Consider the following 26,528-nt stretch of genomic DNA (forward strand, 5'->3'; position numbering starts at 1 on the left):
CGCGTTGGGTGGCATAGAGAACGCAAAGATCGGCGCCCCTTAAGCCCATAAAGCGCATCTTCCAAAGAGACCACGTAAGCCATTAGGGAGCGTGTTCAAAGGTCGTACTTGCGAAGAAGCGGCTCTCCTAGCCTCTGTGCAACAGTTTTCAGAAGCCAAAACGGCGCTCGACGTGCCCCTGCGAGATGGCGGTAATAGTAGGCCGTATATTCCATTTCCGCGCTCGCTCCCCGGTTTCGCTTAAACTGGGTAGCGCCGGAAGAGAGGTTAAACTGCAGTCCGCGTTCTAAAGCATAGCGTGTCGCACTGTGAAAACTTAGTCTGTAGAGACCAAGGCTCTGCGGCAAGGACGTATTATAGCCTAATATCGGAGCTGTCGCGTAACGTCCGAAGGTATAGACGCCACAAAACCCCTGGATAATGGCGGCCTTATCGCGCAGCACCCGGTAATGTATCAGCCCAATCTTGTGGGTGAGCCGGAAAAACGCTTCTGAAAAGGCGGGGTTTAGGGCGGAGTATTTTTCCAGATAGAGCAATTGATAAAGATGAGCGAGCCGTCTTGCGTCCTCTTGCGTCATCTCGGCTAGGTCTTCATGGAGAAAATCACCCCTCTGCCACAAAGCTTCGTCGCGCCTTAGGTCTCTGCGCTGCGAAAACGCCTCTTGAAGGTTATCTATTAAGAAGACCTGGCGGCTGGGCAGCAACTGCCACCCTGCCGCCTCAAGTGCCCGCAAGAACGGGCCTTCGTGACGTCCGTTCAAAGACCTGATGGCCAGAAAATGGTTCGGAAATGCCTCAACGAGGCGACGGGTCTGATCTTGCGCAAGGGCCGGATCCAGCCCGATCGGCAGGGTTGTCGATAACATCCAATTGTTCACATGGACGATCCGGTCTGCCGAACTCAGTGAGAGGGCCGCGCCCACGCCCCGCACGACGCCACGCAACAGTGGCGCCAAGCGCCGGTCGGGAAAATGGTCAAGCTCTTCAAGAGTATAGTCGACATAGGCGACGCGTGGTGAACAGACAAAGGTTCTGCCAGCAGCACCGTCATTTATCGTCATAGGTATGTGATGCTGACCCCAATCAAAGAGGGTGACCGAGGTGTTTAGATTGGAAATAAGAGGGGCGACGCCCGGTACATTAAAGCCCGCGACGTAGTCTCGTGCCAATTGATTTAGGGCCTTTATATCTAGCACGCCCTCAAAACCCCGGCCCGTACGCGGTAGATGATAGAGCGATCACGCAAAGACAGTTCGCCCGAAAGGGTTTCATCGATCATCACCCGGTCAGACTGCGGCGGCATAATGTTCAGGAAAAGGCGTTCGCAAAAGCGCGCACCGGGTAGGGCCACCTGTACTATTCCCTCCCAGCTGTCCGTGTAGTCGGACAGATCACAGTAAGATCCAAAGTCAGATAGGGAGAAGCCATCAAAGCGGCCGACGTTTAGGTTAGGCAGGTCTGCAAGTCCGCCGGTTACGAGCCGAATTCGCTCAAGTCGGCCGCGGACTTTTTCGTAAGTGTCTTTTCGCAGGTGAATGGGTAATGGGCCGTGGGCACTGTGGCGTCCATTAAGGGCAAGCGTAGCGATATCACTTTCCCGAAACAGAAAGCTTTGGGAGGCGTTGCGAAAATCGGCGTCAATGCGAGCACTCACCTCACGTGCGTCAGGAAGAAAGGCGGCGGCGGGTTCGCGCATTGCCAGGCGCCAGACGAGATCTCGTCCAATTGCCTCTACCTTTGACCAGGCCGTCGATGATCGAAAATGCTGGTCAAACAGACGCGACTGGTCCTCAATCGATGGCGCCCGCATAAGGGCCGAAACGGCGCCGATGCGAAAGCTAAGAAAGCGCGCATTCCATCGTAAAAGTCGCTCCCAAAGTCCACTGTGCCAGATGCCGCCCGAAATCGCCCGTTTCTGACCATCGAAGAAGTGCCTTGCCTGTGGCGTCAGGTTTGTCGACAGGCGCCTATAGGTTTGCAGTCGATCCGAGCACGGCGCCATTCCGAGAAAAGCCAGACAGGCATCCCGATTAAGGCTGTGCATGGCCGCTATCTTTAGCTCGAGAAGGTGGTTTTGAGCGGCGTTCAGATCGAGAGCAACAATGTCTCTGGCGTCTTCGGCCAGGAGATCCAGAACCCGCGTTCCGGTTCCAGTCAGGCTGAGAACACGCTTACAGCCACGCAGCGCCGTAAGCTCGGTTTCGCCGTCTTCATTGGTGGAAGTGAAGTTGAGCGTTGCGATGTCTTCCCCCTCCGTTAAGCTTACGAAACGAGACGAATGGGCACGTCGAAACGGCTATTGATTGCGTAAGTCTTCACACAAGGGCTAATGGCGCTATACCACTTTAGCAAGAGGAAAAAAAATGAGGGCTGAGGCGATCATGGCGGTGGGCCAGGCCTATATGAGGGCCCGCTGGCGTGCGCTCACCTTGCGTAACCGAACGTCGCTGAAGGCCTTTCATCAGCGTGCGCTTCATCGATTGACCCGGCAAGCCAGTCGCGAGCTCAGCTTCTACACTGCCTGTTCTGGTGGCGATTTCAGCTCCTTTCCAATCATAGACAAGACGATCCTGCTTGAGAACTTTTCAAGGTTAAACCGAGGGGGCTTAAGCCTTGAAAGCGTGCGCGAGGCGCTTTCGCGCGGTGAGGAGAGACTGTCGGGGCGCATCATTGGGATGAGCACCGGCACATCGGGCAACCGGGGCTACTACGTAATCACTGAACGCGAGCGCTTTACATGGTTAGGCACCATTCTCGCCAAGGCCTTGCCGGATGCCTTATGGCGAAGCCACCGCGTCGCGCTGGCACTTCCGGCGCTGTCTGACCTCTACCGTGCAGCGAGTATCGGCAGCCGGATTCAGTTGCGCTTCTTCGATCTTGCCCTTGGCCCCGAAAGCTGGATGGACGAACTGACGGCCTTTGCGCCGGACACCCTTGTCGCGCCGCCAAAGGTCTTACGCGTACTGGCCGAGCAAGGAAGGCTTAAGGCCCCTCGCCTGTTTTCAAGTGCTGAGGTCCTTGACGATATTGATAAGCGGATCATCGAAGAGGCGACCGGTTTTCGGTTACGTCAGATCTATATGGCGACGGAGGGGCTTTTTGCCGTCAGCTGTCCTTTCGGCACACTTCATCTGGCCGAGGATGTGGTCCATTTTGAGTTTGAGCAATCCATCACCGATAGCGCACTTGTCAGTCCAGTTGTGACCGACTTTACGCGCCGCGAACAGGGGATGATTCGCTACCGCATGAATGATCTGTTTGAACTCGATCACGCCAGATGCCCCTGCCAGAGCGCGTTTCAGGCGGTTGCGCGCATAGACGGACGGTGCGACGATGCGTTTCTTCTGGCAGATCAGTCGGGAGCCCGCCAACTCGTTTCACCTGACGTTTTGCGCAATGCAATTGTCCGTTCAGACCCGACCATAGACGATTTTCGCCTCATCCAGACCGGACCGGATGATATTGTCCTGCAGCTTTCAGACGCTTTAGGGGCAACGGTGGCAAGAAAGGCCGCTTTAGAAGTTGAGACGATGTTAAAGAGGCGCGGACTGACGGCGAACCTCACGCTCAGGCACGGCATTGTGGCGGATTACACACGTAAACTCAGGCGCGTTCGCAGAGACTGGCGCGCCTAAGATCATACCGGCTCAAACAGCCGGAACGTTCGAATGCCCTGTGGCAATGGCTTTGCGTTCAGGCCGTGTGCGATCAGTGGTCCAAACATGTCGACCGGACCCTGATGGTAGTCAGCCCCCCCGAAGCGGGAGAGTTGACAGCTTTGAAGAGATAGCATTGCAAGGTCTTGAGATAACACCTTGCGATGAAAGGCGATGAGGCCCAGGCGTTTAAGGAAAGGCGGCAAAACGCCCCGACGGGTGGAAAACGCCGCGAACGGCCGGGTGGTGTTGGCATCGACCGGACTGAAGATCACGCTAATCGACGCCTGAAGACCCTGACTATCTTCAAATCCGATCTGAACCTGAGTGGGCGGCCTATATCTCCCCCAGGAAAGGCTTCGCCTGCCCTCCGTTAAGCGCTGAAGAAGGGTCATTGCCTGGTGGGGCTCAGTATACCGCGCGACGGCTTCAGAGGGATTCACGCGCAGTTCGACGTCCACCGGGCAGGCCCGGCTGGCTTTACGAACGAGACCCGGATGGAGAAAGTAGGCGTGAACGGGATCGAGGAGGTTTTCAATCGCATCGTCGACCGCACCTGTTGAAGACGGCAAATGCCACCAAAAGGTATCGAATGTCAGATCGTTGATCACATCAGGCAGGCCCTGGAAGGGCGTCACTTCGTCCGTCAGACATGTCCAGACGATACCGGCGTGTTCGTGAACCGAAAAGGATCTGGCCGAAGCGTTCGCGGTCAGGTTTGAACCGGCAACATACCGACAGCGCCCGCCGGCGTCGAAACGCCAGCCATGGTAAGGACACTCGATCTGAGACTCCACAACCCGCCCGGCCGATAAGGGGGCATTCCGATGGGGACAGCGATCCTCCAGAACGGCAACGCCGCCAACCGTTTCAAAGACGACGAGAGGCCGCCCCATCAAAACAACGGCTAAAGGCGCCTTCTTTACCTCGGACCGATAGGCAATCGGATGCCAGGATCGCGCGAGCGCCAATGGCCATGAGGTTTCGCTCATGGTTGCACCTGTTGGGCGATGACAAAACTGTAAAACCACGCACCGTCCTGGCGTAGAAGCTCATCTTCAAGCGCCTCGTCACGTTTGAACCCGAATTCTCGCGGCAGGCCCGACCCTGTTTTGTTGAAAAACTTTCGCTCGCACACGACAGCCCCACATCGGAGAGTCCTGGCCAGTTCCCGCCAAACCGCGCGCTGCTCGTTTTCATCACAATAGGAAGCGTAATCAGACAAAGAGGCGCCGTCGAGGGAGGCACTTGGCGCAGATGTCAGGAAGCTCCTAAGGTCTGTCGTCTGCAAAGTCAGCCGTTCGATACGCTGTGCAATCAGGGCATGACCTTCCTGCGTCAGATAAGGCGGTAGGATGTCCGGATGATAGGCACCGTTGAAGACCAACCAGGCAAAGGGAAGCTCGTGAATCGGAAGATTCTTTGCCAAATGCTCGAATCGGGCACGGGCGTAGCCGGTCATATCGAAATCATCAGGGACATATGAAATCCCGGGCTCGCGCAATATGTGACGCCAGAGCCCCCGAAACGCGATAACCCGCAGCAGCAAACGCCACTGCCAGTTATCCCACCGCGTCTCCCACAACAGAGCCTGGCTTGTCATATCGTGCGTATGTAAAAGCTCATCGGCGAGTGCGCGCCGTCTTGATCCAGCCCATTGTCGAAAGCGACGAAGAAAGCTCTCCCATCTCCCACAATAAAGGAGGCCGTCCGCGGCCTTGTGGCGGTTTGCACGCCAGAAGCGTGCGGCATCTGAGGAGACGTGCCTGAGGGCTTCGTCTAAAAGCGCACGCCTGTGCTCATCGTGGCGAAGACCCGTCAGACGGCAGAAGGCATCATAATCGAAGTGCTTGTAAGCGACGGCGTAGATCTCGGCGAGGGCCGTCTGAGCGGGATTTTGATCAATAGATATAATTTCGCTCGGATCTGCCAGGAGAAGTTCGAACGCCCTGGAGCCGCTGGCGGTCAGTGTCAGAATCTTCTTACCCTCAGGCTTCAGAGCGGCGATTTCGCTTTGGGCATCTTCGTTAGACGCTGAATACCAGATGGTAGATTGATCAAGTGCGCTGGCGGTCATGTTCGGAAAATCCGGCACTCAGAGGCCCGTTCCGGGCAGTGACAGGGCGTCAGACGCAGTTCACCGTTGCGGGTTTGAAGGCGGTGAAGCGCGGCTAGGGTGCTGCGAGCTTTATGCGTATCTCCGAGCCAGTTCGTCGCAATAGCGGGCGGCGGTCTGTTCTCGCGGATAGCCTGCAATGACCAGGCCGCGTCGGCCACAAGAAAGTGAAAACCGTGGTGTGAGTCCTTTACCGCCAGACCCCAGTGTCCCGGACAGTGCCCAGGCAGTTCAATGGCGATCAAAGACCCGTCACCGAGCAGATCCTTTCCGGTGTCAAAGGGTTCAAAATCGGGAGGCAGAGCTACGTCTTTGGCCTCTTCAAAGAAGCTGGCGCGACTATCGAAATCGGAGGGAAGCAAAGACGGGAGCAGACCGCGCCGGGTGGCGGCCAGTCGGCCGTGACGGCGAAGGTCTGTCAGACCCGCGCGCGCACAATGAAGGGCGGCATTTGGAAAGGCGTGCAAACCGGCTATGTGATCGCCGTGGAAATGGGACACAATGATATGCTTGACATTCTCGGGCTTGTAACCGAGGGCCCGGCATTGACTGGCGGCATCGGCGCCTTCGGGCAGGTCAACCGGGGTTGCATAGCGATAAAGCCGCTCCGGAAAGGCGTTCGTCGCCCGCAGAAAGGCGGGATCATATCCTGTATCGAAGAGAATGGGACCTTCATCAGGGTGAATGAGCAGCATTGCCAGGGCATGGAAGTCGACGGGCTTTAATGTGCCCTTAATCAGCGTCATAGCCTGAGGATGGCGACAACTGCCTGTCAGAAGAGGAACGGTTTTAATCCACCGCATAAAAGCGCTCCTCCAGTGCCCAGTCGATAGCGTCAAACGCCTTGTAGTGGGGTGCCCAGTGCAGTACGCGGGCGGCACGCGAAAGGTCGAAGGTCTGGGAATAGCCCAGTACCATAGCCGAATATCGCGTCAGCTTTGGTTCGACCTCTGCGTCGCTAAGCATTGCCACTCGCTCCATCAGGCTTGCGACACCTAACGCTAAGAGGGACGGCACGGGCATTAGCCGCACTTTTCTATTCATCTTTTTAAAAACGTAGCGGACAAAGCTCTTTAACGGAACGGGATGCCCGCCTGAGATATTAAAGACGCGTCCAATCGCCTCACCGGCACAGGCTTCGGCGGCAAGGAGGGCGGAGGCGACATCTCGGGCATCGGTGGGTTCAATAAGGGCATTGCCCCACCCAGGCAGCGGCAGAAAGCCACTTTTGGCGGCTTGAAGGAGCCTCGGTAGTAAGACGCTATCGTAAGGACTGATGATTGCGCGCGGCCGCAACGCAACGGTTTGGAAGTCGGGTGCTGCGGAGGCGAGCACAGCCTGTTCTGCCGCGAGCTTCGTTTGCGCATAGGCATTGACAGGGTTCAAGGGCAAAGCGCTGTCCTCTGTCAATCCGATCTGGTGCTTCGCGCAGGTATAGATAGAGGGGCTTGAGGTGAATATGAAGCGGCGGCACTGCGCCTGGCGCGCTGCCGCCAGGAGGCGCTTTGTGGCCGTTATGTTGGCCGCCACGAAATCGTTATAGTCGCCCCAGGGCGACGATAATGCGGCGAGGTGAAAGACCGTATCGGCCTCTGCGACGAGCCCCGAAAGATCATCTTCTGCGAGATCGGCGCGGATAAAGCGCGCACCTTTGCGTTCAAGTAAATCCCCGGCCTCTTTGTTTCGCCCGGTGGCAATTACGCTGCGGCCCTGCGCAAGCAGGACCGAGGTAAGGACCTGTCCAAGTCCCCCCGTAGCCCCCGTCACCAGTGCGACATTGGCTACCATCGGATCACAGCACCGCCCAGCGAGACGCCGGCAGAACTGCCGATAATCAGCGAAATCTCACCCGGCTTCAGGCGACCCTGGCGCCGGGCATGGTCGAGAGTGAAGGGTAGGCTCGTGGCTATCAGGTTCCCCACATCGGCAAAAACATCGATCGTACGCTCGCGTGGCAGCCCGGTCGATTTAATGAGGTGATCGAGGGCCGCGCGGCTCGCCTGGTGAGGAATAACGCAGTCCACGTCTTTGATCGAAACGCCTGAGCGTTCAAAAAGGGTTTGCAGAAACGGCCGAAAGAGACGAGCCGTCGTCGTAAAAAGCGCAGGTCCTTTCATCTTAAAGCGGGCTTTTGACCTGAAGGCGTCAATATCTTCGTCGAGCCGAACGCGGGTACCGCCGGCTTCCAGCTGACAAAAATCAGCGGCATCAGAAAAGGTGTTGAAGCCGTAAGCCAGACGTTGATGGTTCCCGCCGGCTTCAAGTGCTATGGCCGCAGCGCCATCGCCGAACAAAACCGACGCCTCTGGGTCTGAATAATCGAGGGCAGCGCTCGCTATATCGGCGCTAACGATTAGGACCCTGCGCCAATCACCAAGCGCAAAGCCGGCGAGCGCTCTATCGAAAGCGATCAGGAACGATAGGCAGGTGGCATTGACATCGAAGGCGGCGATACCACTTGCCCCAAGCCCAAGCGCACGTTGTACGAGGACAGCTGTACCGGGTATGGGCTGTTCCATAACACCGCACGCCGATATGATCACATCTAAGGATTCGGGCGCCCAACCGGCGTCATCTAGCGCGACGCGCGCGGCTTGCGCCGCCATGAAGCTGGAAGTTTCCTCCGGGGAGGCGTGATGTCTTTGATTTACACCAAAGCGCCTGGCGACCTGTCCGTCTGGCAGACCAACCAACGCGTCATATTGCGCCGCTGAGAGCGTTTCTTTTGGAAGGTAAGCGCCCGTGCCGGCAATCGCAAATCTACGTTCCACGACCCCGTTAGCCCCCCGAGCGTGACGTTAAAGACGGTATTACTGTCCTTAATTTGGCGGACATGATCTCAGTTTGGACAATGTTCAGATAAAAGTAAACACCGTTTACCAAGCTGAGGGCGCTCTCTCACAAAAGCCAATAGCGGGGCTTTGGCGCGAGGCTCAATCCTTCGAAACCTTATCTGATGGTTTCGGTATCCTCCCCCACAAAAGCGGCCGGGATTTTGCCCTTCCTCTGAGACGATCGGGGAGCAGGCGGCATGTCAGAAACAAGGACAGCGAAGGGTTCAGATACTTTGAAAACAAGTGGGAAAATGATCTGTCTTACCCGGCCTATTCGCCCCGCGACACCTGATCCAGGGTTTTGGCAGGCGTGATGGCCTGGGGTTCGATCAGGCAGTGCAGTATGGCCGGTTTGCCGGACGCCCGGGCACGCTCAAAGGCGGGCGCAAATTCGGTTGTCCTGCGCACGGTCTCGCCATGCCCGCCAAAGGCTCTGGCATAGGCGGCAAAGTCGGGGTTCTTCAGCTCAGTCCCGATGGGCCGATAGGGATATTCGCGCTCCTGATGCATACGGATCGTGCCCCACATGCCATTGTCGACGACGATAATGATCAATGGGATGTCGTACTGGACCGCCGTGGCGAACTCATTGCCGTTCATGAGGAAACAGCCGTCGCCTGCAAAGGTTACGACCGGCGCTTCAGGGCACTGGCGTTTTGCCATGATGCCAGCAGGGACTGAATAGCCGACGCTGCCTGAGGTGGGTGCAACCTGAGTAAAGGGCTTTTGATGGCGCCAGTATCGATGCACCCAGATGGCGTAGTTCCCGGCCCCATTGGTGATTATCGTTTCTGGCGGCAGGTGCTCGCGAAGCCACACCATCACCTCGCCATATTGAAACTCACCAGGGATGGGCAAAGGCGTGGTTGTCCATTTGAGCCAGTCGTGATGCGCTGCCGCTCCTCTTATGATCTGCGGCGACGGCGTTTCATCAATCCACGACAAGGCCTTGGCAAACTGATCCGGCGTGCTGACGATCCCCAGAGCCGGCTGATAGACCCGGCCGATTTCCTCGGCCTGCGGGAAGATGTGGACGAGCTTTTGTGATCCAATCAAGGTATAGCCATTTGATGGCACCTCGGCCATGCGGGCACCCAGGAGGATCAGCAGGTCAGCGTCCTTCACACGCTGTGAAAGGGCCGGATTCTGCCCGAAGCCGAGATCGCCCGCATAGCAGGGATGCTGCGCGGGAAACAGCGAGGTGCGGCGAAACTCCGTAGCTACAGGGATATCATAACGCACCGCAAAATCGGCGACGGCCATACACCCTGCCTCTGTCCAGCGCGATCCGCCCAGAATCATCAGCGGGCGTTGTGCACTCTGTATGAGTTTCGAAAACGCTTTGATATCCGCATGTGTGGGTGCCGCTTCAATCGCCTCGACCGCTGGTGCGTCGGCGACGTCGCAGACCTCGGTCAGAATATCCTCAGGTAGAGAAATGACCACCGGACCGGGGCGGCCCTGCATGGCCACGCGGAAAGCGCGTGCGACGATTTCCGGGATGCGTTTCGGGTCAGAAATTTCCACCACCCATTTGGCGATACCGCCAAACGCCGCGACGTAATCCAGCTCCTGAAACGCCCCACGGCCCAGAAAAGCGCGTTCGACCTGCCCCACAAACAGGATCATCGGGGTCGAGTCGTGCTGCGCAATATGCACGCCATGCGCGGCATTGGTCGCCCCCGGTCCGCGCGTCACAAAGCAGATGCCGGGTCGCCCGGTGAGCTTGCCATAGGCTTCAGCCATCATCGCCGCCCCGCCTTCGTGACGGCAGATCAGCACATCGATATCGGCGTCGTACATGGCATCAAGGGCGGCCAGATAGGACTCCCCTGGCACGCAGGTCAGGCGCTCAACGCCATTTTGCTTAAGTTGCTCGACTAAGATTTGTCCGCCGGTCCGCATAGGTGTCTCTGTGCCTGCCATATCCCTCAGCCAGAGGGGAATTAAGAACTGAGTTTCGGCGACGGCGTTGCAGCCGTCATTCGTACGCCGTCCATCACAATGGGTGAAGCCACTCCCGGCACGCCGTCGATTTCGATCTGCATACCGCGATGCCGAATCTGGGGATCTTTGAATACGTCTTCGATACGGTTGATCGGTCCTGCCGGAACGCCTGCGGCCTCCAGACCTGCCAGAAGCTCTGCGCGCGTCGTATTTCGCAAGAACGGCTCGAGTTCCGCAATCAGTTGGTGGCGTGACGCCACCCTCCCGGCATTGGTGGCATAGGCAGGGTTTTGCGCCACATAGTCGGCCTCAAGCACATCGCAGAAGCGCAAAAACTGATGGTCATTGCCGACCGCGACGATGACTTGGCCGTCCTTCACGGAAAATACCTGGTAGGGCGCAATATTGGGGTGCGCATTGCCAAGACGCGTCGGCGACACACCTGACGCCAGATAGTTCATTGCCTGATTGGCCAGCATAGATGTCGCCACATCGAACAGGGCCATGTCTATGTGACAGCCTTTACCGGTCGCATCGCGCTGGCGTAAGGCTGCCAGAACCGCCGTTGAGGTATAGACACCTGTAAACAGATCAACGACGGCGACCCCAACCTTTTGGGGCTCGCCTTCGGGGTCGCCGGTGATGTCCATGAGGCCAGACATGCCTTGCAGGATGTAGTCATAACCCGCGCGTCCCGCATAGGGCCCATCCTGGCCGAAACCGGTAATGGATACATAGATGAGGCGCGGATTGATTGCGCTCAGACTGTCGTAATCAAGACCGTACTGACAAAGACCACCAACCTTAAAATTTTCAATGAGTACGTCGGCGTTTTCAACCAGTGCGCGGATGGCCGATTGCCCCTGCGCAGTGGTCATGTCGATCGCCACAGAGGACTTTCCCCGGTTGCACGCATGAAAATAAGCGGCCGCCTCTTCGATAAAGGGCGGCCCCCATCCGCGCGTGTCATCGCCCGTTTGGGGTCGCTCAACCTTCACCACAGTAGCCCCCAGATCGGCCAGGATCTGACCTGCCCATGGCCCGGCGAGAATGCGCGCCAGCTCGACGACTTTAAGGTCGGATAGAGGCTTCATCGGAAGATCCGCGCCGTTTCGTGAGTTTGCCATAAAGCGGGGGCAGATCGCTTCACAATCAGCATGAGGGCGCCATCAGAAAAAGGCCTGCAGACCGGTCTGTGCCCGGCCAAGAATGAGAGCGTGAACATCATGCGTGCCCTCGTAGGTATTGACCGTCTCCAGGTTTTGGGCATGGCGCATTACGTGATATTCTTCATGTATCCCATTACCGCCGTGCATATCACGCGCCATCCGCGCAATATCGAGCGCCTTGCCGCAGTTATTGCGTTTGATCAGGCTGATCATCTCTGGCTGTACCTGCGCAGCGTCGAACAATTGTCCGACGCGAAGCGAGGCCTGGAGCCCGAGCGTGATCTCGGTCTGCATGTCGGCCAGCTTCTTTTGAAAGAGCTGTGTCTGGGCCAGAGGCCGCCCGAACTGCTGCCGGTCGAGGCCATACTGGCGCGCCCTGTGCCAGCAATCTTCGGCCGCGCCCATAACCCCCCAGCTGATACCGTAGCGCGCCCGGTTGAGGCAGCCAAATGGCCCTTTCAGCCCTTCGACATTCGGTAGCAAGGCCTCTTCGCTCACCTCGACATTTTCCATGACGATTTCGCCGGTGATTGAGGCCCGAAGACTGAGCTTGCCGTGGATTTTGGGCGCGCTGAGCCCGGCCATCCCCTTGTCCAGCACAAAGCCCCGGATCACGCCATCGAGCTTTGCCCACACGACGAAGACATCGGCGATGGGCGAATTGGATATCCACATCTTGGTGCCGTTGAGGACATAGCCTTCATCGGTTTTGCGCGCGGTTGTGCGCATGGAGGCGGGATCAGAACCGGCATCGGGCTCAGTCAGACCAAAACAGCCGACCCATTCGCCAGAGGCGAGCTTTGGCAGATATTTCTGGCGTTGCGCCTGCGAGCCATAGGCGTGGATGGGATACATGACGAGCGAGGATTGCACGCTCATCATTGAGCGATACCCTGAGTCGACCCGCTCCACTTCGCGCGCGATCAGGCCATAGGCGACGTAGGAAGCCCCCGCCCCGCCATACTCTTCAGGCAAGGTGGCGCCAAGTAGGCCGCGCTCGCCCATTTCTCGGAAAATAGCCGGATCAGTCTGCTCTTCGGCATAGGCCTTCAGCACGCGCGGCAGAAGCTGAGATTGCGCATAGTCGTGTGCCGCATCGCGGATCATCCGCTCTTCGTCAGTAAGCTGAGCATCAAGCAGAAAGGGATCAGACCAGTTAAATTTAGACATCGAACTTTACCCCCTGAGCCAGAGGCAGGCTGCGGCCATAGTTGATGGTGTTGGTGGCGCGGCGCATATAGGCCTTCCAGGAGTCCGAACCGGATTCCCGCCCGCCGCCGGTTTCTTTTTCTCCGCCAAACGCCCCGCCGATTTCTGCGCCCGACGGCCCGATATTGACATTGGCGATACCGCAGTCAGATCCAGCCGCTGAAACGAAAAGCTCGGCTTCACGGATGTCATTGGTAAAGATAGAGGAGGAAAGACCGGCGCCCACGGCATTCTGCATGGCGATCGCCTCAGAAATACTTCCATATTTCATGACATAAAGAATTGGAGCAAAGGTCTCACGCAGGACAGGGCCTGCATGGGCATCCATTTCAACGAGGGCAGGACGCACGTAGTAGCTCGCCTTGCCGTTGACATCGACACGGGTTCCGCCGGTGACCTGGCCTCCGACGCTGCGCGCTTCGTCCAGCGCTTTTTCAAAAAGGCTGAAAGCATGAGCGTCGATTAAGGGTCCGATCAGCGTCCCCTCTTCCAGGGGATGCCCGACCTTGACGGAGGCGTAGGCTTGTTTCAGGCGCGGCACAAAGGTGTCATAAAGGCTCTCGTGGACAAAGAGGCGACGCAGGGTCGTACAACGCTGACCTGCCGTGCCCATGGCGGCGAAGGCCACTCCGCGCAGGGCGAGATCAAGGTCGGCGGACGGTGCGATAATGGCGGCGTTATTGCCGCCCAGTTCCAGCAGGGCCCGTGCAAAACGTGACGCGAGCTTCGGCCCCACGGCGCGGCCCATGGCCGTTGAGCCCGTTGCCGAGACCAGTGGCACCTTTTCGTGCTCGACCAGGGCTTCCCCGACCTCTTTGCCGCCGATTAAGAGCGCGGACAGGCCTTCAGGCACGACATGACCCGCAGCCTTATAGGCGGCGATGGCGCGATCAAACAAAGCGTGGGTTGCCAGTGCCGTCAGTGGCGTCTTTTCTGACGGCTTCCAGACAATGGCATCGCCGCATACAAGTGCGAGGCAGGCGTTCCAGGCCCAGACGGCCACGGGGAAGTTGAAGGCCGAAATGATGCCGACCACGCCCAGCGGGTGCCAGGTTTCCATCATGCGGTGTTCGGCGCGTTCGGTGGCAATGGTCAGGCCGTAAAGCTGGCGCGACAAGCCGACAGCAAAGTCGCAGATGTCGATCATTTCCTGGACTTCACCCAGGCCTTCGGAGGTGACCTTACCCGCTTCGACGGAGACCAGTTTACCGAGAGCGTCCTTGTGGGCGCGCAATTCCTCGCCGAACAGACGTACCAGCTCACCCCGTTTTGGGGCCGGGATCAGACGCCATTGCAAGAAGGCCTCATGCGCGCCATCGATTAGCGCTCTTGCCTGATCGACCGAAGTTTCCGTAACTTCGCCGATAAGCTCACCGGTGTTTGGCGAATGGACCTTCAGCGTCCCGCCCGTATGGCCGCTGGTGACGCCAAGAGACTCCAGCAAAATACGTGTATCCGCGCTCATTTGTCTTCCTTCGTATGCGATCCCTGCACCTCGCCTTTCGGGACCCGCTCTCCGTTAAGGGACAGCGTGCCGGCCGTTCTGGGCCCTGATGACGGGAAACCTTAAAACCTGTGTTCCACCGCGTGCAGCACCGCTGCACCAGCTTCGTAGTAAACCTCTTTTGCCGCCCGATGCTTCGCTTCCTGAGGCGTTGTTACGGGTAGGGGCAACTCCTCTTCGCAAAGCTTCCCGAGCACGTGTTCTGCCAGAATACGCCCCATCACCGTACCTGGCGCGATGCCGCGGCCATTATAGCCCGACACGCCCACTACGCCGGCAGCAAAACGATGAAAGCGCGGCAGGTTATCGTCGGTCATGCCGATAAAACCGTACCATTCATGTTCGAAACCAACACCTTTGAGCGCGGGGAAAAGGCGCGTCATGGCGCGTTGCCCCCAGCCGCTGTGCACGCCCTGCGCAGGACCACGTAAGGCGCCAACACTACCAAAAACCAACCGCCCTGCGGCATCCATCCGGAAGGACGACAAGACCTCCGCCGTGTCCCACGCCCCATGGCCTTCGGGGAGGATGTGAGACAAGACATCCGGGGGCAACGGCGTCGTGGCACAGTTGAAATAAGGAAGATAAACCTGTTCTTTGCGAATAATCTCCCACGGCCCCTTGGTGTAGGCGTCGGTGGCCATGATGACCCTGGGCGCGGTGACGGAACCTACCGTGGTTTTCACGCGCCACTGATCCCCCGCCGCCTCAATCTGGTCAACCGGGCTTTCACTATAGATATCAACGCCCGCCGCCACAGCCGCAGTCGCCAGGCCGCGGACATAGGCCAGAGGCTGGATCACCCCGGCTCGTCGATCCAGAAGCGCCATAGGATAGGCGTCAGTGCCGACCAGCCGCCGGGTTTCGCGAGCATCAAGAAGGCGGACATCCGCCCCGCGTGCTTGCCATTGCTCGGCTCTCGCGCGCAGTTCGCGCACCCCGGCCTCACCTACGGCACAATGGAGCGTTCCTTCGCGCCTGAGCTCGCAGGCAATAGCGTGCTTATCGACCCTTGCAAACACTTCCGCCGGTCCATTGGCAAGCACCTCTAGCAGCCGCTCCCCGTGTGCTGGTCCAAGAACGTTTGGGAGTTCATTGGGCATGACCCACATGCCGGCATTGACGAGCCCCACATTGCGCCCGGCTCCGCCGAAACCAATTTCGCGGGCCTCAATCACCACGACCCTGGCCCCGGCCTCGGCGAGCGTCAGCGCCGCCGAGAGGCCCGTGTAGCCAGCCCCTACCACCGCCACATCGGCATGTATATCCGCGCAAAGCCCCACTGTTGGCGGTGCCGCGGGGGCCGTGGCGGCCCACAATCCGTGGGTGAGAGGCTCAAGCGAAGGGGACAATGTTCATTCTCTTGCGTAATAACAAAACCGGTTGTACGCTGCCAAAATCGCCCCTTCAAGGGGATTTTTGGCAAGACTTCATTCCAAAGACGAATATGCGCTCACCTCGCCGCTTCCTTCCATCCCTCTCGTTACTCGCGGCGTTTGAAGCCACCGCACGACTAGGATCGGTCACCGCCGCGGCGCGTGAGCTGAATCTGACCCAGAGCGCGGTCAGCCGCCAGATCGCCTCTTTAGAAGCCCAGCTAGAGGTCGAGCTTTTTCATCGGGAACGCCAGACGGTGCGGCTGACTGCAGGGGGAGAGGCTTATGCACGGGAGGTGCGCGAGGCGCTGAAGATTATCTCCTCGGCGTCCTTATCTCTGCGTGCCAATCCGCACGGCGGAACGCTAAAACTGGCAATACTCCCAACGTTTGGCACGCGCTGGCTCGCCCCGCGCCTGCCGGATTTTTTACGCAATAATTCGGGCATTCAGGTCAATCTGATCACGCGCATAGGCGTGTTCGATTTTCGCAGTGAAGGCCTTGATGCCGCCATTCATTTCGGTCGACCAGACTGGCCTGGCGCCGAGAGTGCCCTGTTGCGGCCCGAGGTGGTTATTCCGGCCTGTGCACCAGAGTTGAGGTCACAATATGGGTTTAGCGACCCGAGTGATCTGCGCCAGGCGCCGTTGTTGCATCTGACCTCGCGCCCCGACGCCTGGGAAAACTGGCTGGAAGCGAAAGGCGCGCCCGCTGACCATGTGCACGGTATGTTGTTTGATCAGTTCGCGACGCTTGCCCAGGTAGCCCGGTCCGGACTTGGCATTGCCCTGTTACCGCAGTTTCTGGCTGAGGAGGAATTTGCCTCAGGCGCACTGGTTCCGGCGATTGACGCGCCTTTGTCCACCGGAGAGGCCTACCACCTCGTCTGGCCCGCCGAACGCGGCAATCACCCGCCACTTAAAGCATTTCGCGACTGGCTGCTGAAAGAGACTGCAAGCTACAGATAAGGACATTTCATGCGCCTGATTAGCGCCGACGAACTCAAAGAAGCCCTCCCCTATGAGCGGTTGGTACGAGCGTTACCAGAGCGTCTGTTAGCCGGGGCAACGACACCACAACGTCCGGTCTTCGACCTGGGCAAGGAGTCGTCTTTATTATTGATGCCAGCGTGGGCACCAAATCTGGGCGGCGTTAAGATCGTTCATGTGACGCCTGAAAACGCGCGGCGGAACCTGCCATGCGTGGCCGCTTCCTATCTCGTCTTTGATGGCGAAACCCACCGACATCTGGCTTTGATTGACGGTGAGGAGCTTACCGCCCGGCGCACTGCCGCCGTTGCCGCCGTAGCTATGAACCGGCTGGCGAAGCCTGACGCGGAACGCCTCCTCCTGATTGGATCGGGTCGGATTGCCTCGGAACTCCCGTTCGCTTTCCGGGCGGTACGTAACCTCAAAAGCGTCGCGGTCTTCAGTCCTACCCGTGCGAATTCCGAAACGCTCGTTCTGCGCTTGATTGATGCTGGCTTCGACGCGATCGTGTGTGAAGATATTGCACAACAAATCCCAGTCAGTGACCTGATCGCCTGTGCGACCTTAAGCCAGAGGCCATGGATTGAGGGGTGTCATCTTAGCGATCAGCACGTCTCTCTAATTGGTGGGTTTACGCCTGAGATGCGCGAAGCGGATAGAGAAACGCTCGACCGCGCGAGGGTTTACATTGATACACCCGCAGCCCTCGGGACAGCGGGGGATCTTGAAGGGGTAAGTCTGGATCAGGTCGCAGGACAATTGCTCGATCTTTGCGACCCTATGTTTAAGTCTGAGGCCGGCTTGAGCGTTTTTAAGAGCGTGGGAGAGGCCGCTCAGGACCTTGCGACCGCGCAAGTCCTGTTTGACAGTCCAAACAGAGGCTCTGAGTGAAGAAAGCGCTTTTCAGCGCTCATTTGCCCACATAGTCTCAGGAAAACTTGGGAGACCGCCATGGGCATTCTGGCCAGCCTCTTTAAACCCAGGAGCTCGGAGATCCATGATCTGCCTGACCGCCGTCTGATGACGCAAGCCTACCTGCCGGCATTTGCGGCCCTTAAGGGCGATCTCCTCTTCATTGGATGCCGGGGCTATAACCGGGGCTATTACCGGCAGCTGGAGGAAAAGGGCGCGCGCGCCTGGACGACGGACATTGATCCGCGTTCAGCGCGCTTTGGACATCGTAAGCGGCATCGCACCGGCGATATCTGTGAAGCGCAGACCTTGTTTTCAGATCTTCAGTTTGACGGTGTGATCTGCAACGGCGTTCTGGGTTATGGTGTGAATGCACGCGACCAGCAGGTAAAGGCGATTGACGCACTTGCGGCTATTCTGAAGCCCGGAGGGCACCTCTTGATCGGGTGGAATACCGATAAGATTGAAGACCCTATTGAGGCCGGGCTCGTCGAGCGGGATTTTATTCCGGCACCTTTTGCGGGTCAGGATCCACGAGTCACGTTTGCAGAGGTGACGCATGTTTATGACCATCTCGTACGCCGAGGCTGAACGAGAATCTGAGGGCTCGGCTAAGCCGGATTTGACAAGTCCTTCAGGAACATGACGGCCCTCTGCGCGGCACCTGAGGCCGAAAAGATGGCTCGGTTGTCAGATTTCAGAACAGATAGCCACTGGCCGATATAGCAAGCATGGTCGGATCTGGGCGAGGTGGAAAGGCCAAAATCGGCGCATAAAAACGCGGCGCCCAGTTCAGCGACAAGTTCTTCCATAGCGTAGGCATGGTCTCCAAACTGGCGCCCAAACTGTCGGGCGAGGCGTGTCTGATGACCGCTCCAGTGGGTGAGTTCATGTAATAGAGTTGCATACCAGGCCTGCGACGCCGTCTGGGTGTCTGTCGCAAAGAAGCGGTCCGGATCTGGCAGAGCGATAAAATCCGCGGCAGGTGAGAAAAAGGCATCTTCGCCGCCGATATGTATCCGCGCACCGGTAGCCTCGACAAAACGGTCAAGTTCTTCGCGGCGAGCAAGAGTTTGCGGCGTCTGAGGCTGATCCGGTTCTGAAAGACCGTCAACCTGAGCTTCATTGAAAACAAAGGCCGAGCGCGCAACAAACGCACTTCGGCCACGCGAAACTTCAGTCTCACCCCCATCGTCTCCCGCGTCTCGAGAAATCGATTTGAAGAAAACGATCGGGGTTGCCTTTTCCCCTTTTCGGACCTGTGCGTTTTGCTTTTGCCATTGCCGATAGGTCCCCCACCGGCCCTTCGTATAGCCTCGCCGATCGGCAGCGGCCCAAAGCGCAAGGAGATTGATACCGCGATAAGCAAGCCCGCTCGCTATGTTTTGAGGCATCAGAACCGGGGAACCGCTCCGATGCCAAGGCAAACAGAAGTTTTCGCTATCTGCACCCGCCTCGATCGCCTGGACAATATGATGGGTTATCTGCGCATAAACGTCGGTTGCATAAGATTGGGATGACGGCATTGGTCGATCTCGGATAAGGCCGTCGATGGCCTTCGTCTCGGACTAAAGAAAGCCTTTACAGATACTTGCGGAAAAGTGGATCACGAGAGACTAAAACCCAAACGTGTCGAAAATCAAATTACATCCATTACGATTATTTGTAAAGAGCTCAACCAGAAACCACCCTTTACACACACGCATTGGAGAGATGTCTGCGGATTTAGATCCGCGCCGCAAATAGCAGTTTCAAATCAGGCTATTGCAGAGAGACTGTTGACGAGGGGAAGGTTACGGACGACCGCGAACCGGTCAAGACCCTTGAAATCATTACGCACAAGGCGGCCGAAGCGTCAGTGCGGCACTATGAAGGGCGCTCCGGTGTGCGCGCGACAGAGATTGAAGGCCGGTGGCTGGAGCTCGCCATATAGTGTGATATACGTCCTAAGGACGTATATCACACTATATGGAAATGTAAATAGGCTTGCCCAAACGTCATAATAATAGAAATTGACAACGTAGGGAGATCGCGAACAAAAAATGAACGCATAATCTCGGATCCATTTATGATCGAGTCTGCGCCCTATGTCGAACGGCATCGCGCTTCGCACTTCTCATTTCTGGGAGGCTCGTCATGAGAGGAATTGTTCGAGCGCATCCAATGCTATCTGGATTGTGGCAGCATCGCGCGCGATCTCAGCAAGGATTACAGTGAAATCACGATGAACACGACGCGTTATGTCTACAGATGCGGCTAATGGGGACGCGTTAATCTCGTCAACGTGAGCGAAACGCGTCGGCTCTACATCGCCGCCTTGCGTGCGGCGGACAACTGCGACTTGGAACCGCTGCTGCAGTTTGTCAGGTCGTAGACCAGCAAGATATTGGCAAGCGCAACACCGCGCGTGTCGGCATCGGACAGATAGATGTTGGCTCTTCCTACGTTCGCGGAAGAAAACGTGAAGGGTGCGCCTCAGACGGCCGAGAACCTGAGCGGCCTCTAAATACCTGACGCTTTGGACAGCCATTTATTTGGCACGGCGCTAACTCACGCCGATCCGTGTAGGAAACGAAGTCCAGCGAGTTTCGTAGCAGACGGACGATGCAGATCTGAACGGTCATCTCGGGAAAAACGGCGTTGATCGCATCCGCAAAGCCCTTCAAACCGTCAACAACCGCGATCAGGACATCTTCGACGCCGCGGTTCCTGAGACCTGTATCACCTCAGGGTGAGTGATCCAGCCATCAACAAGAGAGATAGGCAGGAACAATAAAGGGAGGTGTTCGCCAACAAGCCAGCCTTGTTCAGGACGGGGTCAGCCAAAACCTTGTGATTGCCCCCAAGAGTCCAGAACACGGCCTCTTGCTGCGGATTGGCCGAAGCCTTCAAGCGTAGCCAAATGCCCAGATGCTTTAAAGCAAGGTGGCTTCTAATATGGCTCATCGCAACAGAGTGGATCACGACGAAAACGACAAAGGCGGATAAAAATGCGTATGCCACGCGCAGTCCTGCTGCTGAAAAACTTATAGGATAACCTTATCGGTGCATCGGCATTCCGCCCTGTGACAGGCACGGGATAACAAATCCGACCGAAGCTGTATCTGTGCTGATTAGCGAGCTTTACGCTTATGGGATGCCCTGAGGTCGAAAGCTCGAAAAACAGTAGAAACCAGAAAATAGCCCATCGCCGCGCCCACTGCCGGGGGCAAACCGTCTGCCTTCAACATGCCTACAACTACGCCAAAAATGACAGCTTGAACGCCGATGAGTGGAAGACCTTTGCCCCAAGCGCCCCAGAACTGATTGCCCATTTTACACCCCCTCAAAGATGAAGTGAGCTTATCCGCAACCGATCCGGTCACGCAAGGTGAAACCACATAAATCACCTGCCTGTGGGCGAAGTTAGATAAATACATGAACACCTGTCAAAAGGAGAAGTTCATCGCAAACACCTACATCACCCAGTCCGAAGAGTGGATTTTAAGCCATCTCCCCGCCGGTCGTTTCGACCTTCATGATCAACAGCTATATCATGACCCTGTGTCCCCAAGCATCATCCGAGGCCTACTGAGCGACTTTGATTACGAAGACGCCCTAAAGTTCATGGACTGACGTATCATTTAGAGCAGACAGAACATCCGCCCCTGACGACCAGCCCTAAGCCTTTCCTGATGGTGTTACGACGATGGGATCGGCTCATGATCGCCCAGACCGTCCTTAAGCCTGTTTCCAGCCTCCCGGGAGCTTCGCAGAGGCTTGCCCTGACGATCTCGTGCACACCGGGATCTCCGCCTGAGAACCCTCATTGGAAGGCCTGCACCCCGATAGTTCTAAAGACCGGAAATTATCCCTATGGTGGCCAGTGAAGTGGCACGGTCGAAATCGTCTCCAACCCTTGCGGGGTAGGGGTTTGCGAACGAAGAAAACTGTCTGAGTGCCACAGTGTGGCGCCACAATAACCGTCAAAAAAGAGGGCTTTAAAGCCTTCTCATTGATTTCAATGATAAATTGTCGTGATTCGGGAGATTGGAGCGGGTGAAGGGAATCGAACCCTCGTATTCAGCTTGGGAAGCTGCTGCTCTACCATTGAGCTACACCCGCTTTTACAAAGCTTTGCGCTATGCGGCATCCTGTGAGTTTACACCAAGGTTCGCACCGACACTCGCCGAGCGCTTGCCTAGTGCCATACCGAAAGCCGCGTCGTCAACATATCTCCATCGGATTTCCGCAACTTATCTCTCACCCCAACCCATGAATGCACTGATTTCTCGACCAGTCAGGCGCTCTCCGGGAGTAGTCATCAGGTGCGTTGCAAATGTCCCCCGTCTATCGTGCAAGCGATCTAACCGGTCATTTTCTGAAGAAACTCAAAACCCATCATTCAGGATTTGAAGTTTTTGGGTTCTTCGGATCAAATAGGCTTCCAAATAGAATGACTAAGGAAACGAATATAATTCCTGAAAATGCATAAATAACATTTTGAATCGATGTATGAAGACCTTTGAATGTTAAAACCAATATGTATATTGTAATTATGAGATTAATAGCATAAAGTCAACCAACAAAAAAGCTATATTTTAATGAATATTTATTGTGGAATATATTGGCAATATAGACCAAAAAGGCCGAAAAGATAATGTAAAAAATCTTTCCTATCTCAATACCTGGGAAAATAGTTGATAACTGGTCGCAAGCGAAATACAAATTCAATAAAATTACAGCAATCTGAACTGAAAGAGTTTCAAAAAATCGAATCAATCGCATTTTTCTCTCCCTTTTTATATTCAATCAAATTATGATTATTTTGATAAAAAAATTCTATATCCACCACTGTTACGTATTAATATATAATTTATTATCACAAGACGCAAAATACTCAGCGATATTTATTACAACTTCTGAAACCCACCTTTTGGTCTGTAATAAAATTGCGCCCACATGCCCAACACCATGCACGATTCTTTGCGTTATCCGGCTCGCTGCGCGTTCACCGCATAGGTCTCATACACCGCCGCTAAGGTAGTGCCCAGCGCTACAACGGGAGGGGCGCCGCAAATATACCTCGGGCGCGTTTACACCTCTCAATCTACGATTCGGGATCCGTAGCTCAACGGTTTGCCACTATAAATTGAAACCAGCACGGCCGCGCCTCTACTAAATCTGCTGGAAAAGAGACCGATTGCACTCAAGTCCTTATGTCGGACGTTCATGTCAAGTGAGCCTTCGTAAGCAGGACCTCCTGAACTCGATCCGCTGGGAATTGTGATTTCGTTTAATACAACCTTATAAAACCCGCCTTAAGCTCTTTGTTTGAATCGGCACGAGCTCGCGCGATCCGAGGACACTTTAAGCCGCGGGTCGAAATTGGCCCGTGACTTGACCCAAGTTGGCCCGTGACTTGACCCCATTGATTTCTCTGTTAAGTTGAGCACCATGAGCCAGTGGGGGGTGGGGAAATGGACTCTGTAACTGATCACAGGGTGCTTCGTGAAAAGGAGTTTCACGAAAAACGCTTTAGCGAATTCGACCACAGGGAGAGCCAAAAAAAATATTACTGGGCCGTTTGGGATGGCGCTGAAAAATATCTGCAGACCGTCAGACAGCTGGCAGCGGGAATGTCAGTTTTAGAATACGGATGCGGAGATACCGACGTCTGGAAACAAGTCGGACCTAATGCGAAGACGTATGTAGGTATCGATATTTCAGGAGCTGCTGTCAGCAGGCTTGAAGGTGAGTGTGACTTAATCAATACGTCCTTTCACGTCATGGATGCGCACAAAATGACATTTGAAGATGAATCTTTTGATCTCATTTTCGGTAGCGGCATCATCCACCACCTTGAAACCGAGAAAGCGGCCAGGGAAATAGCGCGGGTTCTACGCCCGGGAGGAAAAGCGATTTTTTGGGAGCCCCTTGGAGGAAATCCGCTCATTAATGCCTACCGCTTTTTTACCCCAGACGCGAGAACAGAAGACGAGCACCCTCTAATGGCGCGTGATTACTCCGTTTTACGCAAAGAGATAGGAGATATGTCGCTCAGCTTTTTTGGATTGTTCACCTTACTTAGTGTACCTCTCCCCGACAGTGTTATACGAACATCTGCCTTTCACGCTTTTCGAAAAATAGACGAATTATTGTCAAGTATTCCGGGCGTGAGATACCTTTCCTGGTACTGCTTGTCGACTTTTACAAAACAAAAAATTTAACCGAAATGAAAATTTCAATTTTAGAAAATGCACTCCCATAACCTATTATAAATAATACGATGTAAATTCTTGTAAAAAATTTTAAAATGAATAAATTATGATTTTATTTAAACGAAATAAATAATATAACGATTAATTTAATAGCTCGGCGTATAAATTAAGTAGCTTATCACACCAACTATCTTTTGTGTTCGAAAACCGATGTGCTTGGGCAAATGCGATTTCGCTCATCGATTTCGCAAACTGGTCGTCCTTTAATTGATCCAGTGCGTGAGCAAGTGACTTTGCCTCGCGCGGCGGAGCAACGAGGGCGCCGCCCAATTCAGCCATCTCAAAGCCGTCTACGTCGTTAAAGGCAACAACCGGAATGCCGGCGCGAAGGGCTTCATTTGCCACAAGGGTGAAGGTCTCCGGCAGACGTGAAGGAACAATTACAGCCCTTGCTCGCCGCACCTTCTGACTGATTTCTTCGTGAGAGCAACGGCCTGCCAGGTTCACTTCAGGAAACCTTTGCGCGATCTCATTTTTCATATCTCCGTCACCAATCATGGTCAGGGGCATCCCGCTCAGCCTTGCCGCTTCTGCTGCAAGGTCAGGCCCCTTCTCCGCCACTAGTCGACCGATAAAGAAAAGCTCTTTGTTTTGCTCCACCGGAACCCTGCTCTGGCTATATGGATTAACAGGGTTTCTAACCACTCGTATCCGGTCCTTAGGGACGCCACCGAGTTCGTACCACTTCGCCATACTCGGATGAATAATCCCAATGAGCGGGAAAGGGTCTGAGCGGAAAAGCGTTCGTTTAAGCGACACGGACCGGGCTACCCGCCAAAGTTTGTGGGAGTATGCCCGGCGATCGCAGTCCGTTAAAAGGCATGACAGACCCAGAGGTTTAAAGGAGCACGCGCTTCCATTTTTTTTAAAATTTGAAAAGCTCAGGTTCGGGCATGAAATTGCGAAATCATGTGCAGATAGAAACAATCTAGATCGAACCGGGCGCAACGCATCGAATAGTGAGGGAGAAAATATCTGAGACCAATTGTGCAGGTGATAAACTGTATTTGGTGTATCGATATTCTGAATAACGCGCGTGATAAACCCTAGCGTAGCGGTATTATATAGCCCTCCCAATAGCGCGTCTGTTGGCTTACGATCCAACAGCGGCAGGCCGTTCATGGGTATAATTTCGATGTTTTTACCCTTCAGCGGACAGCGGCTTGCATCATCGCCAGCAACAAAAAACACTTTGTATCCGCGCTCGGCCATTACTTCGGCGGACAAAAGAGCCATTTGCTCGGCGCCACCAAGCGCCCATGACGTGTCAGATAAGATAACCACGCTCCCAATCTCAGCGTGCCTCTTTGGCGAGTTGTCCTCGACTGAGTCTTCCTCCGGTTTGGAAATGCCCTCAATACTTGGAGAAAAACTAAACATCGGCCCCCGCAACCACATTTATAAAAAAGAATTTCGTTGATAACGATTATTCATCCGCCGCGCAACCATAACTGAGTCCCGCAAAGGGTATGTCGATAACGAGGATAAATCCCCTGGAAGGGAGGCAAATCCGCACCTTCTGCACGTTTACTCGGGCTTTCGCGACTTGATTTTAAAGTTAAAATCTAAGGCTCCACACGTCGCGACGATAGGCATAAACCGAAAAGCGTTCATAGCCTCCTCCTCAAGCTTCTCCTGACCACCTGGCTCGATTTCAGTGGCGGCTGTCTCCTTCCTGAATTTCTTCAACCAAGCAATCAGCAACGACATCATCCACAGGACCGACCAAACGAACCATCGATTCGCGTGGATAAAGAGTAGTCCGTTTAAAATCTGTGGGTAAACCCTGTGGAAAGCGGCCGCTATCCACAAGCAAACACAACATATAGATTGCTGTGGACATCCCCCAACAGGCGAAACACTAGATGTTGCGGTTTTTAACTTTTTGTTTACGATTAGCGGTAGGAAAGCCGGTTTTATCGTAATCGGAGAATCCATATTTAGTGCTGAGGCTTGACGGGCGCGCCCGTCAGATAGGGGACGGAGGCTTGACCATGAGCTGGACAGACGAACGGGTCGAAACGCTTAAGAAGCTTTGGCAGGAAGGCCATTCCGCCAGTCAGATTGCTAAGACCCTCGGCGGCGTGACGCGCAATGCCGTGATCGGCAAAGTCCATCGTCTTGGCCTGTCGGGTCGTGCGGCGCCCTCGCAACCGGCTCGCCCACTTTATAAACCTGCCAAGCCGCCGCGTCCGGCAGCCCAGACCCAGCCTGCGCCGCAACCCGCACCGCGCCGAGTGTCGGTTGAGCCCGCCCCCCGCCCGGTCGCGCAGGTGCCTGCGGTGCCCATCATCGAGGGTCCCGGCTCCGCTACGGTCCTGACACTTGGCTCCAAAATGTGCAAGTGGCCGATCGGCGATCCGTCCTCGGATGAATTTACGTTCTGCGGCCGGCGCGCTGACGATGGCATCCCCTACTGCGTCGAACACTCGCGCGTCGCCTATCAGCCGCAGCAGAAGAAGAAAAAAGACAACGGTACAGAGCTTTCGCGTTCACTGCGCCGTTACCTCTAAGGCGTCCATGTCTCACTCTTTCGGCCTGTTTTCCCATAGGAAG

The 26,528-nt window shown here is 55.7% G+C and carries 21 protein-coding genes, 1 tRNA gene and 1 pseudogene; 6 read left to right on the top strand and 17 right to left on the bottom strand.

What is annotated here, in order from left to right:
• Positions 1-95: 95 nt before the first annotated feature.
• The gene (locus AACH73_RS09745) at positions 96-1,196 is read right to left on the bottom strand and encodes a hypothetical protein (protein ID WP_338734740.1); all 1,101 of its coding nucleotides are present in this window, start codon (positions 1,194-1,196) and stop codon (positions 96-98) included.
• Positions 1,190-2,242 (bottom strand): DUF3419 family protein, encoded by a 1,053-nt coding sequence (locus AACH73_RS09750; RefSeq protein ID WP_338735728.1) that lies wholly within the window; start codon positions 2,240-2,242, stop codon positions 1,190-1,192. Before AACH73_RS09750 ends, AACH73_RS09745 begins: the two co-directional genes overlap by 7 nt.
• A 121-nt stretch (positions 2,243-2,363) precedes the next feature.
• On the opposite strand from AACH73_RS09750, the gene AACH73_RS09755 reads away from it, so the two are divergent.
• Entirely contained in the window at positions 2,364-3,635 is a 1,272-nt protein-coding gene (locus tag AACH73_RS09755; RefSeq protein WP_338734742.1) for a F390 synthetase-related protein, read from the top strand.
• A gap of 2 nt (positions 3,636-3,637) precedes the next feature.
• Here the strand turns inward: AACH73_RS09755 and AACH73_RS09760 are convergent, their stop codons facing one another.
• The 10 genes from AACH73_RS09760 to AACH73_RS09805 form a co-directional block, all read right to left on the bottom strand.
• The gene (locus AACH73_RS09760; RefSeq protein ID WP_338734743.1) at positions 3,638-4,648 is read right to left on the bottom strand and encodes a Rieske 2Fe-2S domain-containing protein; all 1,011 of its coding nucleotides are present in this window, start codon (positions 4,646-4,648) and stop codon (positions 3,638-3,640) included.
• A complete protein-coding gene (locus AACH73_RS09765) occupies positions 4,645-5,733 on the bottom strand; it encodes a DUF3419 family protein (protein WP_338734744.1) in 1,089 nt (362 codons plus the stop codon). Before AACH73_RS09765 ends, AACH73_RS09760 begins: the two co-directional genes overlap by 4 nt.
• Positions 5,730-6,575, bottom strand: a complete 846-nt coding sequence (locus tag AACH73_RS09770) for an MBL fold metallo-hydrolase (protein ID WP_338734746.1) — start codon at positions 6,573-6,575, stop codon at positions 5,730-5,732. The genes AACH73_RS09765 and AACH73_RS09770 overlap by 4 nt, the downstream gene beginning before the upstream one ends.
• Positions 6,562-7,560 (bottom strand): NAD(P)-dependent oxidoreductase, encoded by a 999-nt coding sequence (locus AACH73_RS09775; RefSeq protein ID WP_338734747.1) that lies wholly within the window; start codon positions 7,558-7,560, stop codon positions 6,562-6,564. Before AACH73_RS09775 ends, AACH73_RS09770 begins: the two co-directional genes overlap by 14 nt.
• Positions 7,554-8,543 (bottom strand): 3-oxoacyl-[acyl-carrier-protein] synthase III C-terminal domain-containing protein, encoded by a 990-nt coding sequence (locus AACH73_RS09780; RefSeq protein WP_338734748.1) that lies wholly within the window; start codon positions 8,541-8,543, stop codon positions 7,554-7,556. Before AACH73_RS09780 ends, AACH73_RS09775 begins: the two co-directional genes overlap by 7 nt.
• Before the next feature lie 333 nt (positions 8,544-8,876).
• Positions 8,877-10,511: a thiamine pyrophosphate-binding protein gene (locus tag AACH73_RS09785; protein WP_338734750.1), complete on the bottom strand. Its 1,635-nt coding sequence runs from the start codon at positions 10,509-10,511 to the stop codon at positions 8,877-8,879.
• Between the two features lie 41 nt (positions 10,512-10,552).
• Positions 10,553-11,647, bottom strand: coding sequence for a CaiB/BaiF CoA-transferase family protein (locus AACH73_RS09790; protein WP_338734751.1), 1,095 nt, complete (start codon positions 11,645-11,647; stop codon positions 10,553-10,555).
• A gap of 75 nt (positions 11,648-11,722) precedes the next feature.
• Entirely contained in the window at positions 11,723-12,892 is a 1,170-nt protein-coding gene (locus AACH73_RS09795; protein ID WP_338734753.1) for an acyl-CoA dehydrogenase, read from the bottom strand.
• Positions 12,885-14,396 carry an aldehyde dehydrogenase family protein gene (locus AACH73_RS09800; RefSeq protein WP_338734755.1) on the bottom strand — a complete coding sequence of 504 codons (1,512 nt, stop codon included), beginning with the start codon at positions 14,394-14,396 and terminating at the stop codon, positions 12,885-12,887. Before AACH73_RS09800 ends, AACH73_RS09795 begins: the two co-directional genes overlap by 8 nt.
• A 101-nt stretch (positions 14,397-14,497) precedes the next feature.
• Complete coding sequence (locus AACH73_RS09805; protein WP_338734756.1) at positions 14,498-15,787, bottom strand: FAD-binding oxidoreductase; 1,290 nt, start codon at positions 15,785-15,787, stop codon at positions 14,498-14,500.
• Here AACH73_RS09805 and AACH73_RS09810 point away from each other — a divergent pair.
• From AACH73_RS09810 to AACH73_RS09820, 3 genes are read left to right on the top strand one after another with little or no spacing between them, the layout of a single operon-like run.
• On the top strand, positions 15,787-16,779 hold the full coding sequence (locus tag AACH73_RS09810) for a LysR family transcriptional regulator (protein WP_338734757.1): 993 nt from the start codon (positions 15,787-15,789) through the stop codon (positions 16,777-16,779). The genes AACH73_RS09805 and AACH73_RS09810 overlap by 1 nt on opposite strands.
• Before the next feature lie 9 nt (positions 16,780-16,788).
• Positions 16,789-17,691, top strand: a complete 903-nt coding sequence (locus tag AACH73_RS09815; protein ID WP_338734758.1) for a quinate 5-dehydrogenase — start codon at positions 16,789-16,791, stop codon at positions 17,689-17,691.
• Between the two features lie 60 nt (positions 17,692-17,751).
• Positions 17,752-18,303 carry a class I SAM-dependent methyltransferase gene (locus AACH73_RS09820; protein WP_338734759.1) on the top strand — a complete coding sequence of 184 codons (552 nt, stop codon included), beginning with the start codon at positions 17,752-17,754 and terminating at the stop codon, positions 18,301-18,303.
• Positions 18,304-18,323: 20 nt separating this feature from the next.
• Here the strand turns inward: AACH73_RS09820 and AACH73_RS09825 are convergent, their stop codons facing one another.
• From AACH73_RS09825 to AACH73_RS09840, 4 genes and pseudogenes are all read right to left on the bottom strand, one after another.
• Entirely contained in the window at positions 18,324-19,238 is a 915-nt protein-coding gene (locus AACH73_RS09825; protein ID WP_338734760.1) for a zincin-like metallopeptidase domain-containing protein, read from the bottom strand.
• Between the two features lie 1,017 nt (positions 19,239-20,255).
• A pseudogene (locus AACH73_RS09830) lies at positions 20,256-20,426 on the bottom strand (transposase); the annotation flags it as partial.
• A gap of 399 nt (positions 20,427-20,825) precedes the next feature.
• Positions 20,826-21,026 (bottom strand): hypothetical protein, encoded by a 201-nt coding sequence (locus tag AACH73_RS09835; RefSeq protein WP_338734761.1) that lies wholly within the window; start codon positions 21,024-21,026, stop codon positions 20,826-20,828.
• A 716-nt stretch (positions 21,027-21,742) separates the two neighbouring features.
• Positions 21,743-21,816: transfer RNA gene (locus AACH73_RS09840), tRNA-Gly, on the bottom strand.
• Between the two features lie 1,355 nt (positions 21,817-23,171).
• On the opposite strand from AACH73_RS09840, the gene AACH73_RS09845 reads away from it, so the two are divergent.
• Complete coding sequence (locus tag AACH73_RS09845) at positions 23,172-23,921, top strand: class I SAM-dependent methyltransferase (protein WP_338734762.1); 750 nt, start codon at positions 23,172-23,174, stop codon at positions 23,919-23,921.
• Between the two features lie 132 nt (positions 23,922-24,053).
• Here the strand turns inward: AACH73_RS09845 and AACH73_RS09850 are convergent, their stop codons facing one another.
• Positions 24,054-25,352: a glycosyltransferase family 4 protein gene (locus tag AACH73_RS09850; RefSeq protein WP_338734763.1), complete on the bottom strand. Its 1,299-nt coding sequence runs from the start codon at positions 25,350-25,352 to the stop codon at positions 24,054-24,056.
• A 614-nt stretch (positions 25,353-25,966) separates the two neighbouring features.
• Here AACH73_RS09850 and AACH73_RS09855 point away from each other — a divergent pair.
• Positions 25,967-26,485 (top strand): GcrA family cell cycle regulator, encoded by a 519-nt coding sequence (locus AACH73_RS09855; RefSeq protein ID WP_338734764.1) that lies wholly within the window; start codon positions 25,967-25,969, stop codon positions 26,483-26,485.
• Positions 26,486-26,528 lie beyond the last annotated feature (43 nt).

Origin of the sequence: Asticcacaulis sp. DW145 (genome assembly GCF_037101385.1) — a bacterium.
GTDB classification, from domain to species: domain Bacteria; phylum Pseudomonadota; class Alphaproteobacteria; order Caulobacterales; family Caulobacteraceae; genus Asticcacaulis; species Asticcacaulis currens.

What these genes read in the sequence shown, in the direction of transcription:
- AACH73_RS09770 (WP_338734746.1), bottom strand. Translation starts at nt 6,575, where the DNA reads ATGCGGTGGATTAAAACCGTTCCTCTTCTGACAGGCAGTTGTCGCCAT.
- AACH73_RS09850 (WP_338734763.1), bottom strand. Translation starts at nt 25,352, where the DNA reads ATGTTTAGTTTTTCTCCAAGTATTGAGGGCATTTCCAAACCGGAGGAA.
- AACH73_RS09835 (WP_338734761.1), bottom strand. Translation starts at nt 21,026, where the DNA reads ATGGGCAATCAGTTCTGGGGCGCTTGGGGCAAAGGTCTTCCACTCATC.
- AACH73_RS09845 (WP_338734762.1), top strand. Translation starts at nt 23,172, where the DNA reads ATGGACTCTGTAACTGATCACAGGGTGCTTCGTGAAAAGGAGTTTCAC.
- AACH73_RS09800 (WP_338734755.1), bottom strand. Translation starts at nt 14,396, where the DNA reads ATGAGCGCGGATACACGTATTTTGCTGGAGTCTCTTGGCGTCACCAGC.
- AACH73_RS09785 (WP_338734750.1), bottom strand. Translation starts at nt 10,511, where the DNA reads ATGCGGACCGGCGGACAAATCTTAGTCGAGCAACTTAAGCAAAATGGC.
- AACH73_RS09820 (WP_338734759.1), top strand. Translation starts at nt 17,752, where the DNA reads ATGGGCATTCTGGCCAGCCTCTTTAAACCCAGGAGCTCGGAGATCCAT.
- AACH73_RS09775 (WP_338734747.1), bottom strand. Translation starts at nt 7,560, where the DNA reads ATGGTAGCCAATGTCGCACTGGTGACGGGGGCTACGGGGGGACTTGGA.
- AACH73_RS09815 (WP_338734758.1), top strand. Translation starts at nt 16,789, where the DNA reads ATGCGCCTGATTAGCGCCGACGAACTCAAAGAAGCCCTCCCCTATGAG.
- AACH73_RS09790 (WP_338734751.1), bottom strand. Translation starts at nt 11,647, where the DNA reads ATGAAGCCTCTATCCGACCTTAAAGTCGTCGAGCTGGCGCGCATTCTC.
- AACH73_RS09825 (WP_338734760.1), bottom strand. Translation starts at nt 19,238, where the DNA reads ATGCCGTCATCCCAATCTTATGCAACCGACGTTTATGCGCAGATAACC.
- AACH73_RS09810 (WP_338734757.1), top strand. Translation starts at nt 15,787, where the DNA reads ATGTTCATTCTCTTGCGTAATAACAAAACCGGTTGTACGCTGCCAAAA.
- AACH73_RS09765 (WP_338734744.1), bottom strand. Translation starts at nt 5,733, where the DNA reads ATGACCGCCAGCGCACTTGATCAATCTACCATCTGGTATTCAGCGTCT.
- AACH73_RS09855 (WP_338734764.1), top strand. Translation starts at nt 25,967, where the DNA reads ATGAGCTGGACAGACGAACGGGTCGAAACGCTTAAGAAGCTTTGGCAG.
- AACH73_RS09795 (WP_338734753.1), bottom strand. Translation starts at nt 12,892, where the DNA reads ATGTCTAAATTTAACTGGTCTGATCCCTTTCTGCTTGATGCTCAGCTT.
- AACH73_RS09755 (WP_338734742.1), top strand. Translation starts at nt 2,364, where the DNA reads ATGAGGGCTGAGGCGATCATGGCGGTGGGCCAGGCCTATATGAGGGCC.
- AACH73_RS09760 (WP_338734743.1), bottom strand. Translation starts at nt 4,648, where the DNA reads ATGAGCGAAACCTCATGGCCATTGGCGCTCGCGCGATCCTGGCATCCG.